This is a genomic window from Ochrobactrum sp. BTU2 (assembly GCF_024539785.1).
GTDB lineage: Bacteria > Pseudomonadota > Alphaproteobacteria > Rhizobiales > Rhizobiaceae > Brucella > Brucella anthropi.
The window spans coordinates 59,870-74,729 of the sequence record NZ_JAHWRG010000007.1; the positions used below are offsets into that span (position 1 = coordinate 59,870).

Below are 14,860 nucleotides of genomic sequence, written 5' to 3' on the forward strand. Positions count from 1 at the left end.
AGGCATTGCACATTATATGGTGCCATCATGAACAAGCCCAAGAATTCTCCTGTGCGCAAAATCATCGCGGAAAACCGCAAGGCGCGCTTCAATTTTGAAATTCTAGATACGCTCGAAGCCGGTCTCGTCCTGACCGGCACCGAGGTCAAGTCGCTGCGCGCCAATCAGTCCAACATAGCGGAGAGCTATGCGAGCTTTGAGAATGGCGAGTTCTGGCTTATCAATTCCTATATTCCGGAATATACGCAGGGCAATCGTTTCAACCACGAGCCGCGGCGCTTGCGCAAACTGCTCATCAGCAAACGCGAAATGTCCCGCCTGTTCAACTCGGTATCACGCGACGGGATGACCGTGGTGCCATTGAAGCTTTACTTCAATGATCGGGGTCGCGCGAAGCTGGAACTGGCGCTGGCGCGAGGCAAGAAGACTCACGACAAGCGCGAGACGGAAAAGAAGCGCGACTGGAATCGTGAAAAGGCTCGCTTGATGCGGGATAAGGGATAAAGATCAGCAAAGTATGAGAGCGCCTCAGGCGCTCTTTTGATTCAGATAGTCGCATACATTCCGGAATACGGTTCGGAACATGGTATCCGTCAACCGCCCGGTATTCGTGTTATAGCGCGAGCAGTGATAGCTGGAAAAAATGCGCAGGCTGCCAATGTCGCTTGCCCGGTCGTGACCGAAGGGATGTCGCGCAACCGGCGCACCAAGTGCACGAACCGTCGATTGATGCGCAATCGTTCCCAGTGTGACGATTGCCTGCAGATTCCGAAATCGGGTCAGCATCGGCAACAGGAATTGTCGGCAATTGTTGATCTCGGCGCCGATGGGCTTGTTTTCCGGCGGCACGCAGCGCACCGCATTGACGATGCTGGCATCCAGCAGGCGCAAACTGTCGTCAGGACGAGCCTCGAACTTGCCAGTGGCAAAACCGAATTCACACAGTGTGCTGTAGAGCAGATCACCGGCATAGTCGCCGGTGAAGGGGCGTCCGGTTCTATTGGCGCCGCGCAAACCTGGCGCCAGCCCCACAATCAGGAGCCGAACATCGTCATCATGCGCTGGCAGAAACGGTGGAACCGGTGAATTATGCCACGAAGGCTCCTTGCGGCGCCATTCCTGCAGGAATGCGTGCAGCCTTGGGCAGATATCACAGTTGGGAGATGGTTCGGAAATCATGCCCCTGCATGAACCGGCTCGACGACGGCGTCAATAGCTGTCGTCGAGATCGTCATCCTGGCGGCGCGGTGCGCGTTCCGACGGATCGCGGCCAATCTCAGCCTTGAGCGAGACCAGATCGATGAAATGATCGGCCTGGCGGCGCAGTTCATCGGAAATCATGGCCGGCTGGGTGGTGAGGGTCGAGACAACCGAAACCTTGCGGCCCTTGCGCTGAAGAGCTTCGGCAAGTGAGCGGAAATCGCCGTCGCCTGAGAAAATCACAAAATGGTCGACTGTATCGGTGAGCTGCATGGCATCGACTGTCAGTTCGATGTCCATATTGCCCTTCACCTTGCGACGCCCGGTGGAATCCGTGAATTCCTTGGCAGCCTTGGTGACGACCTTGTAGCCGTTATAATCCAGCCAGTCGATCAGCGGGCGGATCGAGGAATATTCCTGATCTTCAACCAATGCTGTATAGTAATATGCACGAAGCAGATAGCCACGCTTCTGAAATGCCTTCAAAAGCTTCCGATAATCAATATCGAACCCCAGAGTTTTCGAGGCGGCGTATAAATTGGCGCCATCAATAAAAAGGGCAATTTTTTCACGAGAATCGAACATCGTGCAATATATCCACTCTACGGCCGGACGGGAGTGGACCGACGACCGCTTATCAGTTTGTTTTCTAAACGGCGGGTGGTATCAAATTTTACCAATGCGTTTATTGCCTTCTAAGGATATATCACAGAAAAACAAGCAACCATGGGTTGTTATTTGCCTGCACTAAAATACCTATAAGTGAGTCTTGTCTCAGTAATCCCGTTCTGGCTTGCAAAATATTGTGCCGTTTTGACGCGCCACCGTGTTTTATCGGGTGAATCCATGAAATTGACGTTCTTTTGGCAGATTTCATGAGGTGAGGCACGAGCAATTCCGCTTTTGCTTGTAATTTGGCTCCACAAGCGTTATGTGGGGAAAAATCCAATAAAGTTCGAGAAATGAAAGGGACCGCACATGGCCCGCGTCACTGTTGAGGACTGCGTAGATAAGGTCGAGAACCGTTTTGAACTGGTTCTGCTTGCTGGTCACCGTGCTCGCCAAATTTCCCAGGGTGCACAGATCACCATCGACCGCGACAACGACAAGAATCCTGTTGTTGCGCTGCGCGAAATCGCTGATGAAACCCTGTCGCCAGATGATCTGAAGGAAGATCTCATCCACTCGCTGCAGAAGCATGTGGAAGTCGACGAGCCGGAAGCCGCTGCGCCTGCACAGATTGCTTCTTCTTCGGAAGAAGTTGCAGAAGGCATTGCAGACGCTGCTGAGGAAGATGTGGTTGCTTTCGACCGTATGTCGGAAGAAGAACTGCTCGCCGGTATCGAAGGCCTCGTCGCACCAGAGAAGAACGACGACTTCTAATCGTCGTTCGAATTATGTCTCTTTTGCATGCGTCGCGACTTTCCAGTCGCGGCGCATGTTTTTATGCGCCGACGACGGTCCTGTCGGCTGACCGGTGGCGACGGTTTGGAGCGCTTGTTGCTGATTGAAACGGCCAGATGACGAGCGATTTCTGTCGGAAATTAATATTGTCGGCAGAAAGTTAAGCCTAAACGTCGAGAACTATTCGATTTTCGGCGATTTTGGGTCACAATGCCCGATATGTGTGCAGGTACAAGTACCGGTTTCGAAAGGGAGTTCTCGTAGATGATGCGCCAATATGAGCTTGTGGAGCGTGTTCAGCGATACAAGCCTGACGTGAACGAGGCGCTTCTCAACAAGGCATATGTCTATGCCATGCAAAAGCATGGCAGTCAGAAACGAGCTTCCGGCGATCCCTATTTCTCCCATCCGCTCGAAGTTGCTGCGATCCTCACCGATATGCATCTCGACGAAGCGACGATTGCAATCGCGCTCCTGCACGACACGATCGAAGATACGACGGCCACCCGTCAGGAAATCGATCAGCTCTTCGGCCCTGAAATCGGCAAGCTCGTCGAGGGACTGACCAAGCTCAAAAAGCTCGACCTCGTTTCGAAAAAAGCAGTGCAGGCGGAAAACCTTCGCAAGCTGCTTTTGGCGATTTCAGAAGATGTCCGCGTGCTTCTGGTGAAGCTTGCGGATCGTCTGCACAATATGCGCACGCTGGGCGTGATGCGGGAAGACAAGCGCCTGCGTATTGCCGAGGAAACGATGGATATCTATGCGCCACTCGCTGGCCGCATGGGTATGCAGGATATGCGGGAAGAGCTCGAAGAGTTGGCCTTCCGCTATATTAATCCGGATGCATGGCGCGCCGTGACGGATCGCCTGGCCGAGCTTCTGGAAAAGAACCGCGGCCTGCTGCAGAAGATCGAAAAGGACCTGTCCGAGATTTTCGAGAAGCATGGCATCAAGGCCAGTGTGAAGAGCCGCCAAAAGAAAGCGTGGTCGGTTTTCCGCAAGATGGAAACCAAGGGACTCTCATTCGAGCAGCTTTCCGACATTTTTGGTTTCCGCGTGATGGTCGACACCACGCAGGATTGCTATCGGGCGCTCGGTCTCATTCATACGACGTGGTCGATGGTTCCGGGCCGGTTCAAGGATTATATCTCAACGCCTAAACAGAACGATTACCGGTCGATCCACACCACCATCATCGGTCCGTCGCGCCAGCGTATCGAGCTGCAGATTCGCACACGCGAAATGGATGAGATTGCGGAGTTTGGTGTCGCAGCCCACTCGATCTACAAGGATCGTGGCAGCGCCAATAATCCGCACAAAATGTCGACCGAGACCAATGCTTATGCATGGCTGCGCCAGACAATCGAGCAGCTTTCAGAAGGCGATAATCCGGAAGAGTTCCTTGAACACACTAAGCTAGAGCTCTTTCAGGATCAGGTCTTCTGCTTCACGCCCAAGGGCCGCCTCATTGCTCTGCCGCGTGGTGCGACGCCGATCGATTTCGCCTATGCCGTTCACACCGATATCGGTGACAGCTGCGTCGGTGCGAAGGTCAACGGGCGCATCATGCCGTTGATGACCGAACTGAAGAACGGCGATGAGGTCGATATCATCCGTTCCAAGGCGCAGGTTCCCCCTGCGGCATGGGAGTCGCTTGTTGCAACCGGTAAGGCGCGCGCAGCCATTCGCCGCGCGACCCGCTCGGCTGTCCGCAAACAGTATTCGGGGCTTGGCATGCGCATTCTGGAACGCGCATTCGAACGTGCCGGTAAGCCGTTCAGCAAGGATATTCTGAAGCCAGGACTTCCGCGTTTGGCACGCAAGGATGTAGAGGATGTGTTGGCCGCAGTCGGACGCGGAGAGCTGCCGTCCACCGATGTGGTCAAGGCGGTCTATCCGGACTATCAGGACACACGCGTCACATCGCAGAATAGTCCGGCGAAGACTGGCGAAAAGGGCTGGTTCAACATCCAGAACGCTGCCGGCATGATCTTCAAGGTGCCTGAGGGCAGTGAGGATGCAGCGAAGACCGATGCGGATGCCGTGGCGAAGCCCGGGAAAAAGGCGCTGCCGATACGCGGCACCAACTCGGATTTGCCGGTGCGCTTTGCCCCGGAGGGGGCCGTGCCAGGAGATCGCATCGTCGGTATCCTGCAGCCCGGCGCCGGTATAACGATCTATCCGATCCAGTCGCCTGCGTTGACAGCCTATGACGATCAGCCGGAACGTTGGATCGACGTGCGCTGGGACATCGATGATCAGATGAGTGAGCGTTTCCCGGCTCGCGTCAGCGTATCGGCCATCAATTCGCCCGGCTCTCTGGCGGAGATCGCGCAGATCGTGGCTGCTAACGACGCGAATATTCACAATCTCTCCATGGTACGCACCGCACCGGATTTCACCGAGATGATTATCGATGTCGAGGTTTGGGACCTCAAGCATCTCAACCGTATCATTTCCCAATTGAAAGAAAGCGCGAGCGTCAGCGGCGCGAAACGCGTGAACGGATAGGACTAAGATGAACACCGAAGATGTGCTTGCCGTCTTCCGCGAAGCGGGAGCGATCCTTGAAGGCCACTTTATTCTTACGTCAGGCCTGCGCAGTCCTGTTTTCCTTCAGAAGGCGCGTGTTTTCATGCATGCCGACAAGACGGAAAAGCTATGCAAAGCGCTTGCAGAGAAAATCCAGGCGGCAGATCTTGGACCTATCGATTATGTGGTTGGTCCGGCAATTGGTGGCTTGATTCCCTCCTACGAAACTTCACGCCATCTGCGTGTTCCGTCGGTCTGGGTAGAGCGCGAGAACGGTGTGTTCCGCCTGCGTCGTTTCGATGTGCCGAAGGGCGCGCGAGTCGTTATCGTGGAAGATATCGTCACGACCGGACTTTCCATCCGCGAAACGATCGACTGCATGAAGGACCTCGGCATTGAAGTTGTGGCTGCGGCCTGCATCGTCGACCGCTCGGCGGGCAAGGCGGATGTTGGCACGAGGCTGATTGCTCTCGCCGAATATGAAGTTCCGGCCTATCCTGCGGATAAATTGCCGCCGGAGCTTGCTGCAATTCCGGCTGTGAAGCCCGGTAGCCGCAACATTTAAACAAGTACACCGACGGCTTTTGAAACGCTGCGGGGGACGATACACCCCTGCGGCGAAATTCCGCTTTGCAGGACGCGTTCTAGTTACCTATTTAAGGGGTAACTGCAAAAACGTTCTTCCAGCTTCCACAAACAGGGTTCCATCGTGAGTGTAGCGCCTATCAGATTCGACCCCAGATCGCTTTACCGTGCGCCATGTGGGGTATGCGTGGATTGCGATGTCCGACGAACGGCGGTTTGTGCGGCACTTGACGACGGCGATCTCGGTGCTCTCGAAGCAATCATGACGTCTAAGCGTCTCGATGCCAATGAGCAGTTGGTGGAAGAGGGGGAGCCGAAGCGCCGTGTCTTCAGCCTGACCTCCGGCATGCTGCGAATCTACACGTCGCTTCCGGATGGACGTCGGCAGATTGCAGGTTTCCTGTTCCCTGGCGACTATCTCGGTCTGGCTGACGACGAGACGTACTCCCAGTCTGCTGAAGCGGTCGTACCGTCGGTTTTGTGCGCCTTCTCCACCAGAGAGATGGATGATCTGATGGAGCGTTTCCCGAAATTGAAGGAGCGTCTGCACCAGATGACGCGGGCAGCTCTTCGCACGGCGCGCGACAATCAGCTGGTTCTCGGGCGCCTTGCACCGGTGGAAAAGCTTGCGAGCTTTCTTCTGATGTTGTCCGCGCGGGCTGAAAAGCGCGGCGAGAAGCCGAACCCGGTGCATCTCTCGATGAACCGTACCGATATTGCCGATTATCTCGGCCTGACCATTGAAACTGTCAGCCGGAGCTTCACAAAGCTGAAGACTCAGGGGCTGATCCAGTTGCTTGACGCCAATACGGTTGAGATCCTGTCCCGCCGGTCTTTGGCGGCCGTTGCCGGAATGGACCCGGAAAACCTCTGAATTCAAGCTGCCATCCCTAAAAGCCGGGTGTATTTCCGTTGATTCAAATCAATGCAGCACCCGGCAGAACAGCCTATTCCTGATCATAGAGATTGATGCGATCCGTTGCAGGATTGCACGTTCAAAATGGGGAAAACAGGTGCTGTTGTGGCTGGGAATTGCAATATCGGCTGTCATGCATGCGGGCTTCCTTGCCGCATCATGCCGTCTTGCCCCGCGGAATGTCGCCCCGGTTCTGGTGCGCGCATATCCGGCAGGGCCTCGCCGGAGCGCCCGACGCTTAAGGTGGACGCGCTATGCATGAAGAAGCGATAAGACGCTACGCCGCGTTGGCGGTTCCCAGATACACGTCCTTTCCGACAGCTGCTGATTTCATGCCTGTGGGGGTCGATACGACTCATCGTTGGTTGCGCCAGATCGGACCGGAAGAAAGCGTCTCCCTTTACATCCATGTGCCTTATTGCCGGCAGCTCTGCCATTATTGCGGTTGTCATGCCAAGATGGCGGTCCGCAACGACGTGGTCGAAAACTTCAGCACTTCTTTGCTCAGCGAAATCGAAACTGTCAGCAAGAGCCTGACAGCACGGCCCAGTGTCGTCCATCTTCATTGGGGCGGTGGTACGCCCTCAATTTTGAACCCGCGTCAGTTTACGAGCATTCTGGCCGCTCTGCGCGTTGCGTTCGATTTTGCGCCTGAGATGGAACACGCCATCGAGCTTGACCCGCGCACGGTTACCCCACAGCTGGTGCAAACGCTTGCGCTCATGGGAGTCAACCGCGCCAGCCTCGGCGTACAGGATGTCGATGCCGAGGTTCAGAAAGCCATCGGTCGCATTCAGCCGATAGAAACGGTTGCTAAGGCTGCAACTCTGCTGCGGGAAGTCGGCATTGATCGCCTCAACTTCGATCTTATCTACGGCCTGCCGTTGCAGACCGTCGAGACATTGCGTGAGACTTGTGAAAAGGTTGCGGTGCTCAAGCCTGACCGTGTTGCCTGCTATGGCTATGCGCATCTTCCGCAGCGGCGCGCCAATCAGCGCCTGATCGATGCAAGCCTTCTGCCCGATGCTGACGAGCGCTTCGCTCAGGCACGTGTGGTGGCGGACAGCTTCATCGGTTTCGGCTACGAGCCGGTGGGGATCGATCACTACGCATTGCCGGATGACAATCTGGCCGTCGCTGCGCGCAATGGAACGCTGCACCGGAATTTCCAGGGCTATACGGATGATCGCTGCCAGACATTGATCGGTCTCGGACCGTCATCGATTTCGCAATTCCCCGGTGGTTATGCCCAGAATATCTCGGACGTGAAGCAATATTCCAAGCGGGTTGAAGCGGGCGACCTTGCAACGGTTCGCGGTTATGCCATGCGCGAAAGTGACCGTATCCGTGCCGGAATCATCACAGCCCTGATGTGCAATTTCCGGGTCGATCTGAATACCACGGCGCCGGGCGTGGAGTTTTCCGACGAGCTGGCCTTGTTGCGGCCTCTGGTGGCTGATGGTCTGGTGGAAGTCCGCAGTGGTGTCATCAGCGCAACAAGCGACGGCAAGCCGCTGATCCGTCTGGTTGCGGCTGCTTTCGATGAATTTCGCAGGGAGACGATGCACGGCTTCAGTTTCGCCGTCTGAACTTGCGTTGGAACAAAGAGATAGAGCGGAAGATGCTCTATCAAGAGAATGCTGCTGCACCGGGCCGTCAAAAGGTCAGTAGCATGGGAGCACCGCCGTTGGGGGACGTGCGGTGCTCCACTATTTTGAGCACAGCCCGAGGAGCGTGAATTGCTTCTCGGGCTGTGCGTTTTCATATGGGTCAGGCCTTGCGGTTCTTTTCCAGCTTGGGCAGGAAAATCGTCAGCAAGCCGAGCAGCGGCAGATACGAGCAGATGGTGTAAACATACTCGATGCCCTTGTGATCGGCCACGATACCGAGGACGGCGGCTGCGATACCGGCCATGCCGAAAGCAAAGCCGAAGAACAGGCCCGACACCATGCCGACGCGTCCTGGCAGCAATTCCTGTGCGAACACCACGATTGCCGGGAAGGCCGAGGCGAGGATCAGGCCGATGATAACCGTCAGGATCGCCGTCATTTCCAGGTTCGCATAGGGCAGGGCCAGCGTGAACGGCAGGACGCCGAGGATCGATGCCCAGATCACCTTGCGCGCACCGATCTTGTCGCCGATCGGGCCACCTATGATCGTTCCCGCAGCTACCGCACCGAGGAACAGGAACAAGAGCAGCTGCGATGCCTGCACCGTCACGCCGAAATGGCTAATGGTGTAGAAGGTGTAGTAGCTCGTCAGGCTGGCCATGTAGATGTACTTGGTGAAGACCAGCATTGCCAGAACGCCAACGGACACCAGAACCTTGTTGCGTGGAAGCGGAAGGGTCTTGTCGGGCTTCGCCTTGCTGGCATTGGCAATCCGGTAGCGATTATACCAGTTGCTGACATACCAGAGCAGCATCATGCCGATCAGTGCGGCGACGGAGAACCACGACACGCTGATCTGGCCGAAAGGCAGAACGATGAACGCTGCCAGAAGCGGGCCAATCGACGAGCCGAAATTGCCGCCCACCTGAAACAGGGATTGCGCAAAGCCATGACGCCCGCCCGAGGCCAGACGCGCCACGCGAGCTGCTTCCGGATGGAAGACGGACGAGCCGAAACCAACAAAAGCCGCCCCCAGAAGCAAGATCGAATAGTGATGTGCCGTTGCCAGAAAGATCAGCCCGACAAGCGTACAGCCCATTCCGAAAGGCAGGGAATAAGGCATCGGCTTGCGGTCGGTATAGATACCCACGAGCGGCTGCAGGATCGATGCCGTCATCTGGAAAGTGAATGTCAGGAGGCCGATCTGCCAGAATGACAGGCTGTAGTTATCCTTCAGCATCGGATAGATGGCAGGAAGGAGCGACTGCATCATGTCGTTCAGGAAATGGCCCATGCTTGTGGCCAGAATAATAGCGAGGACAGTATTATCCGCGCCGCTGTTTGATGGCTGCTGTGCAGCACTCATGCTCATACTACTTCTCCGAAGATGAAAGCCGGTCTTCAGAGCCTGTTCCGAAAGTCGCCCTGTGTGGCTGCAAATGGCAATTTGTCTGCGTTCCGGTGCTCATGTAGCTTTCTCTGGTGCGTAGTCTTACCCGAAAAGTCTGCAACTTTTCGGGACCATGCTTAGAAGTACATTGCGCTCCGGTACTCGAAAATCACCATTTTCGCACACACATGACGCTTTTTGATCCAGGCTCTCAGGCATATTTCCTGCAGATACCATCCGAAAACAGGAAACAAGACCCTCAAGAAAATTACGGGGTGTTGATGAGGAACCAACGAAAATTCACGAATTTGACGTCTGAACCGGTACTTGTCCGATTCAAACGTCAAATTCATTCCGCCAGCGAATGTCGCGACCCATTCTCAGCAAGCCATTAATAGGACTATTGCCTCTCGCCCGCTTTCGTGATTTGGTCCAGTAGTTTCGAGAGTGGGCCAAACGCAGGGCAGAACTGCAATGAAACCAAAGTCTCCGCCGGGGCTTTTACTGCCGGGAAGCGAGGAGCTGCAGAAGTTCCACGAGCAGCGTATTGCCATGCTGGAGGGCATGAGCGGGCCAGTGATTGCCTTGCCGACACGCTATCCCGACGGCTATTTTGTGCCGCGCCACCGCCATAGCCGGGCACAACTTCTCTGCGCCTCACAAGGAGTGGTGCTGGTGACGACGGATGCTGGACGCTGGATGATTCCCAGTGACCACGCCATGTGGATACCGGCAGGTGTGGAGCACTCGGTTGAAATCCTCGGCGAAGTCTTTATGCGATCGATTTACATCTGCGTCGATGCCGTCTCGGGCGTACCGGATTATCTCCACGTGGTCGGGCTTACCGATCTCATGCGGTGCCTCATAACGGATGCAACGACGCAGGACAGCACGCCGGAACCGGATAGTCGCGATGCTCTGGTAATCGAACTGATCCTGCGGGACCTTCACACATTGCCGCAACGCTCGCTGGGCCTGCCTTTTCCATCGGATCCGCGCTTGCAGAAACTGTGTCGTGAATTCGTGAAAAAGCCTTCTTCGCGCGCCACAATTGATGACTGGGCGGACAGGATGGCGATGAGCCGGCGCTCGTTCACCCGGCATTTCCAACGGGAGACTGGCGTAAGCCTTTCAGTCTGGCGCCAGCAGGCCTGTCTTTTTGCGGCAGTTCCCCGCCTGGCAGAAGGGGAGGCGGTGACGAGCGTGGCACTGGATCTGGGTTATGACAGCGTTTCCGCTTTCACGACGATGTTCCGCAGGATGCTCGGTGTTTCGCCGCGGTTTTATTTGCCTCGACTGGACACTGTTCCGTTTGAGCGCAGCGACAACGCCGCAGTTTTGGCCGAATAATAACAATTGTCTCCGCGATGGGAGAGCATTAATAGAAGCGCATGCTGTTTCAACGCCGTAATCCTCCGACCAGAAAAGAGCGCTTAAGGCTTCTGGTCTGGCCGCGCCGCTCCTTCTCCCGTTCCTTCCGGTACGGTGGAAAGCGGATTCTGCGCATCACTGCCTCGCCTCATGCTGTCGCAGCCGGTCTGGCCGTGGGCGTGTTTTCGGCGTTCACGCCTTTCTTTGGCTTCCATCTCATCATCGCAATCGTGCTGGCCTATTTCCTTGCCGGAAATATTGCCGCCGCGGCACTTGGCACGACGCTTGCCAATCCGCTGACCCTGCCATTCATCTGGGGCAGCACATTCGAGCTGGGCCGCTTCATCATGAATGGAAGCATCGACGATGCTCCGCCAGTTCATCTCGGGCGGGCACTGGAAACCATGCATTTCGATGAAATCTGGACGCCGCTTTTGAAGCCGATGCTATTCGGCTCAACTATTCTGGGCGCAGCATTCGCTGTCGTGGTCTATTTCGTTACCCGGTTTGCCGTTTCGGCCTTCCGCCGTCGCCGTATCGAACGCCTTGCCGAAAAACATCGCCTGCACCGCGAACAGGAGCTTCAGAAAGTATGATCGTCGGTATAGGCAGCGATCTCATCGATATTCGTCGTGTCGAAAGCGCGCTGGAACGACACGGCGATCGCTTTCGCAACAGGGTTTTTACCGAGGTCGAGCAGAAAAAATCGGACGGGCGCAAGCAGCTTGCTGCATCTTATGCAAAGCGCTTTGCGGCGAAGGAAGCCTGTGCGAAGGCGCTTGGAACTGGCATAGCTCAGGGCGTTTTCTGGCGGGACATGGGCGTGGTCAATGCCCCTTCCGGAAAGCCCACCATGCATTTGACCGGTGGTGCCGCAAAGCAGCTGCAGAAACTCTTGCCCGCCGGAACACGCGCCGCCATACATCTGACAATTACCGATGATTTTCCTCTCGCGCAGGCGTTCGTGATCATCGAAGCCCTGCCTGAGTGTCTGAATCAAAATGCGTCAGGCGGCAGCGAGAATGGTGATTTTCGAGAACCGGAGCGCAGTGTACTTAAAGGTACATGAGCACCGGAAGCGCAGAAAAATGCCATTTGCAGCAAGGCATAGCGGCTTTTGGATCAGGCACAGAGACGAAATAGTTGTGGTTGTGACAGGTAAACTCCTGCTCATAATCGTGCGATAAACCGGCGTTCTGCCGGTGGCCTGATTGCGTCATGCATTCATAGTCGTTATTAGATCGCGTTATCGGAAGCGGAGATACAATGAGCGTGTCCAGCAAGAGTGAGACAAAAAAATCCGGCGGCCTTGGCGAAACCATCAGCGTTATCGTGCAGGCGCTGCTGCTGGCACTGGTCATCCGCACCCTTCTTTTCCAGCCTTTCAGCATACCGTCGGGCTCCATGCGCCCCACGCTTCTCGAAGGCGATTATCTGTTTGTTTCGAAATATGCCTATGGCTATTCGCGCTATTCACTGCCGTTCGGACTGGATTTGTTTTCAGGTCGCATCTGGAGTGCCGAACCGAAGCGTGGTGACGTGGTGGTGTTCAAGCTGCCGAGCGATCCTTCCGTCGACTACATCAAGCGCGTGATCGGCCTGCCGGGTGATCGTGTGCAGATGCGCGGTGGTGTGCTCTATATCAATGATCAGGCGGTCAAGCGCGATCGCATCGGCACGATCAACAATCCCGATGTCACCGAACAGAACCGCCCCGTCGAAGTCTATCGTGAAACCTTGCCGGACGGCGTGACCTACGACACGCTTGATCTGTCGCCAAACTCCATCGGTGACGATACGCGTGTTTTCGAGGTTCCGGCCGGTCATTACTTCATGATGGGCGACAATCGTGACAACTCGCTCGATAGCCGTTTCGGCGTTGGCTATGTTCCGTTTGAGAATCTTGTCGGGCGCGCAAACATCATCTTCTTCTCCATTGCCGACAAGGCGAGCCCGCTGGAAATCTGGAAATGGCCGACTGATGTGCGCTTTGGCCGACTGTTCAGTTCAGTCAATGCCGCGCCGCATACAGCTGTAACCGGAAACTGAAATGGCTTCGGCAAATCAGGCAGCAGCAATCCTGGAGGAGCGCACCGGACACCGTTTTCTCAATTTGAAACGGCTGGATCGTGCGCTCACCCACTCAAGTGTGCAGGCGCCATCGCGCGCAAATTATGAACGTCTCGAATTTCTCGGTGACCGCGTTCTGGGACTGACCGTCGCGGAAATGCTGTTCGATGAGTTTCCGGACGCATCCGAAGGTGAACTGTCGGTTCGCCTCAATGCGCTGGTGAACGCAGAAACCTGTGCGGCGATTGCCGATGAGATCGGTCTCGCTAACCTCATCCATACCGGTTCCGATATCAAGTCGCTGAATGACAAGCGTCTTTTGAATGTCCGCGCCGATGTTGTCGAAGCACTGATCGCCACGATCTATCTCGATGGCGGACTGGAGGCCGTGCGGCCTTTCGTCAAGCGCTACTGGGAGAAGCGGTCTCTGCAAACGGGCGCTGCCCGCCGTGACGCCAAGACGGAATTGCAGGAATGGGCACACCAGCAGGGCAACGTCCATCCTTCATACGCCATCATAAGCCGCACCGGTCCGGACCATGATCCGCTGTTTGCGGTGGAGGTTACGGTCAAGGGCTTTGCCACGGAAACGGGTGAGGGGCGTTCCAAAAGAATAGCCGAACAGAATGCGGCGGAAGCGATGCTTTATCGCGAAGGCGTCTGGAAGCGTGACGATTCCGCTTGATGCAAGAGTTGGCGTTTTTTAAGTCGAGATCGGTTATAATCAATCAATTACGATGTGTCGCTTTCGTCGGCGGTTTTGTCGTATCCGGAATGCCGTACGCAGGGGACGGCGGCGTTCTGCAAGGAAATATCGTCTGGAAGGATAAAAAATGAACAATCGGACGACGCCGGCTGACGGCGAAAACGAGGCAGGCCAGACCCGGTCCGGCTTCGTGGCGTTGATCGGGGCGCCGAATGCGGGGAAATCCACGCTGGTCAACCAGCTTGTGGGAACGAAGGTTTCTATCGTCACGCACAAGGTGCAGACGACACGCGCTCTTGTGCGCGGCATATTCATTGAAGATCAGGCGCAGATCGTCCTGGTGGACACACCTGGTATTTTCCGGCCGAAGCGCAGGCTCGACCGTGCCATGGTCACCACGGCCTGGGGCGGTGCGAAAGATGCCGACATCATTCTCGTTCTTCTCGATTCGCAAGGCGGTTTGAACGAGAACGCCGAAGCGCTGCTTTCGAGCATGAAGGACGTGCGCCAGAAGAAAGTTCTGGTGCTCAACAAGGTTGATCGTGTCGATCCGCCGGTTTTGCTGGACCTTGCCCGCAAGGCCAACGAGCTGGTCGCATTCGACCAGACCTTCATGATCTCGGCGCTGAACGGATCGGGCTGCAAGGATCTTGCGAAATATCTCGCAGAGAACGTGCCGAACGGTCCTTGGTATTATCCGGAAGATCAGATTTCCGACATGCCGATGCGGCAGCTTGCAGCCGAAATCACGCGCGAAAAGCTCTATCTGCGCCTGCATGAAGAACTGCCTTACTCGTCGACGGTGGAAACCGAACGCTGGGAAGAGCGCAAGGATGGATCAGTCCGCATCGAGCAGGTGATCTATGTCGAGCGCGAAAGCCAGAAGAAGATCGTGCTTGGCCACAAGGGTGAGACGATCAAGGCAATCGGGCAATCCGCGCGCAAGGAAATCTCCGAGATATTGGAACAGACGGTTCATCTCTTCCTTTTCGTGAAAGTGCGTGAGAACTGGGGCAACGACCCGGAACGCTATCGTGAAATGGGTCTTGATTTTCCAACCTAAATTATAAGACTGG

At 55.7% G+C, this 14,860-nt stretch carries 14 protein-coding genes and 1 pseudogene; 12 read left to right on the forward strand and 3 right to left on the reverse strand.

Translation table 11 applies throughout. From position 1 onward, the window contains the following. Positions 1-27: 27 nt before the first annotated feature. Positions 28-504 carry an SsrA-binding protein SmpB gene (smpB, locus tag KWJ32_RS19915; RefSeq protein WP_010661627.1) on the forward strand — a complete coding sequence of 159 codons (477 nt, stop codon included), beginning with the start codon at positions 28-30 and terminating at the stop codon, positions 502-504. A 24-nt stretch (positions 505-528) separates the two neighbouring features. On the opposite strand, the gene KWJ32_RS19920 is transcribed toward smpB, so the two are convergent. Both KWJ32_RS19920 and KWJ32_RS19925 read right to left on the reverse strand, forming a co-directional pair. Beyond that, positions 529-1,179 carry a uracil-DNA glycosylase gene (locus tag KWJ32_RS19920; RefSeq protein WP_151610278.1) on the reverse strand — a complete coding sequence of 217 codons (651 nt, stop codon included), beginning with the start codon at positions 1,177-1,179 and terminating at the stop codon, positions 529-531. 30 nt (positions 1,180-1,209) lie between these two features. Next, positions 1,210-1,785, reverse strand: coding sequence for an NYN domain-containing protein (locus KWJ32_RS19925; protein WP_012092419.1), 576 nt, complete (start codon positions 1,783-1,785; stop codon positions 1,210-1,212). 393 nt (positions 1,786-2,178) lie between these two features. On the opposite strand from KWJ32_RS19925, the gene rpoZ reads away from it, so the two are divergent. The 5 genes from rpoZ (at position 2,179) to hemN (ending at position 8,226) form a co-directional block, all read left to right on the forward strand. Then, complete coding sequence (gene rpoZ, locus KWJ32_RS19930; protein WP_010661630.1) at positions 2,179-2,583, forward strand: DNA-directed RNA polymerase subunit omega; 405 nt, start codon at positions 2,179-2,181, stop codon at positions 2,581-2,583. 285 nt (positions 2,584-2,868) lie between these two features. Continuing rightward, the gene (locus KWJ32_RS19935) at positions 2,869-5,115 is read left to right on the forward strand and encodes a bifunctional (p)ppGpp synthetase/guanosine-3',5'-bis(diphosphate) 3'-pyrophosphohydrolase (protein ID WP_010661631.1); all 2,247 of its coding nucleotides are present in this window, start codon (positions 2,869-2,871) and stop codon (positions 5,113-5,115) included. Positions 5,116-5,122: 7 nt separating this feature from the next. Further along, positions 5,123-5,701, forward strand: a complete 579-nt coding sequence (pyrE, locus tag KWJ32_RS19940; protein ID WP_036585798.1) for an orotate phosphoribosyltransferase — start codon at positions 5,123-5,125, stop codon at positions 5,699-5,701. Positions 5,702-5,845: 144 nt separating this feature from the next. Beyond that, positions 5,846-6,595, forward strand: coding sequence for a helix-turn-helix domain-containing protein (locus KWJ32_RS19945; RefSeq protein ID WP_151663445.1), 750 nt, complete (start codon positions 5,846-5,848; stop codon positions 6,593-6,595). A gap of 296 nt (positions 6,596-6,891) precedes the next feature. Then, on the forward strand, positions 6,892-8,226 hold the full coding sequence (gene hemN, locus KWJ32_RS19950) for an oxygen-independent coproporphyrinogen III oxidase (RefSeq protein ID WP_040129534.1): 1,335 nt from the start codon (positions 6,892-6,894) through the stop codon (positions 8,224-8,226). Between the two features lie 181 nt (positions 8,227-8,407). Here the strand turns inward: hemN and KWJ32_RS19955 are convergent, their stop codons facing one another. Further along, positions 8,408-9,619, reverse strand: coding sequence for an MFS transporter (locus KWJ32_RS19955; protein WP_010661635.1), 1,212 nt, complete (start codon positions 9,617-9,619; stop codon positions 8,408-8,410). 522 nt (positions 9,620-10,141) lie between these two features. Here KWJ32_RS19955 and KWJ32_RS19960 point away from each other — a divergent pair. From KWJ32_RS19960 to era, 6 genes and pseudogenes are all read left to right on the forward strand, one after another. Continuing rightward, positions 10,142-10,987: a helix-turn-helix transcriptional regulator gene (locus KWJ32_RS19960; protein WP_029376309.1), complete on the forward strand. Its 846-nt coding sequence runs from the start codon at positions 10,142-10,144 to the stop codon at positions 10,985-10,987. A gap of 41 nt (positions 10,988-11,028) precedes the next feature. Continuing rightward, the gene (locus KWJ32_RS19965; protein WP_029925252.1) at positions 11,029-11,604 is read left to right on the forward strand and encodes a DUF2062 domain-containing protein; all 576 of its coding nucleotides are present in this window, start codon (positions 11,029-11,031) and stop codon (positions 11,602-11,604) included. After that, positions 11,601-11,993 (forward strand): annotated as a pseudogene (gene acpS / locus KWJ32_RS19970) (holo-ACP synthase); the annotation flags it as partial. The gene KWJ32_RS19965 and the pseudogene acpS, both read left to right, overlap by 4 nt. A 281-nt stretch (positions 11,994-12,274) precedes the next feature. Next, positions 12,275-13,057, forward strand: coding sequence for a signal peptidase I (gene lepB, locus KWJ32_RS19975; RefSeq protein ID WP_010661640.1), 783 nt, complete (start codon positions 12,275-12,277; stop codon positions 13,055-13,057). A 1-nt stretch (position 13,058) separates the two neighbouring features. After that, positions 13,059-13,763 (forward strand): ribonuclease III, encoded by a 705-nt coding sequence (gene rnc, locus KWJ32_RS19980; RefSeq protein WP_010661641.1) that lies wholly within the window; start codon positions 13,059-13,061, stop codon positions 13,761-13,763. A 148-nt stretch (positions 13,764-13,911) separates the two neighbouring features. After that, complete coding sequence (gene era, locus KWJ32_RS19985) at positions 13,912-14,847, forward strand: GTPase Era (protein ID WP_010661642.1); 936 nt, start codon at positions 13,912-13,914, stop codon at positions 14,845-14,847. Positions 14,848-14,860 lie beyond the last annotated feature (13 nt).

What these genes read in the sequence shown, in the direction of transcription:
- KWJ32_RS19965 (WP_029925252.1), top strand. Translation starts at nt 11,029, where the DNA reads ATGCTGTTTCAACGCCGTAATCCTCCGACCAGAAAAGAGCGCTTAAGG.
- hemN (WP_040129534.1), top strand. Translation starts at nt 6,892, where the DNA reads ATGCATGAAGAAGCGATAAGACGCTACGCCGCGTTGGCGGTTCCCAGA.
- KWJ32_RS19925 (WP_012092419.1), bottom strand. Translation starts at nt 1,785, where the DNA reads ATGTTCGATTCTCGTGAAAAAATTGCCCTTTTTATTGATGGCGCCAAT.
- era (WP_010661642.1), top strand. Translation starts at nt 13,912, where the DNA reads ATGAACAATCGGACGACGCCGGCTGACGGCGAAAACGAGGCAGGCCAG.
- rpoZ (WP_010661630.1), top strand. Translation starts at nt 2,179, where the DNA reads ATGGCCCGCGTCACTGTTGAGGACTGCGTAGATAAGGTCGAGAACCGT.
- KWJ32_RS19920 (WP_151610278.1), bottom strand. Translation starts at nt 1,179, where the DNA reads ATGATTTCCGAACCATCTCCCAACTGTGATATCTGCCCAAGGCTGCAC.
- KWJ32_RS19935 (WP_010661631.1), top strand. Translation starts at nt 2,869, where the DNA reads ATGATGCGCCAATATGAGCTTGTGGAGCGTGTTCAGCGATACAAGCCT.
- smpB (WP_010661627.1), top strand. Translation starts at nt 28, where the DNA reads ATGAACAAGCCCAAGAATTCTCCTGTGCGCAAAATCATCGCGGAAAAC.
- pyrE (WP_036585798.1), top strand. Translation starts at nt 5,123, where the DNA reads ATGAACACCGAAGATGTGCTTGCCGTCTTCCGCGAAGCGGGAGCGATC.
- rnc (WP_010661641.1), top strand. Translation starts at nt 13,059, where the DNA reads ATGGCTTCGGCAAATCAGGCAGCAGCAATCCTGGAGGAGCGCACCGGA.
- lepB (WP_010661640.1), top strand. Translation starts at nt 12,275, where the DNA reads ATGAGCGTGTCCAGCAAGAGTGAGACAAAAAAATCCGGCGGCCTTGGC.
- KWJ32_RS19955 (WP_010661635.1), bottom strand. Translation starts at nt 9,619, where the DNA reads ATGAGCATGAGTGCTGCACAGCAGCCATCAAACAGCGGCGCGGATAAT.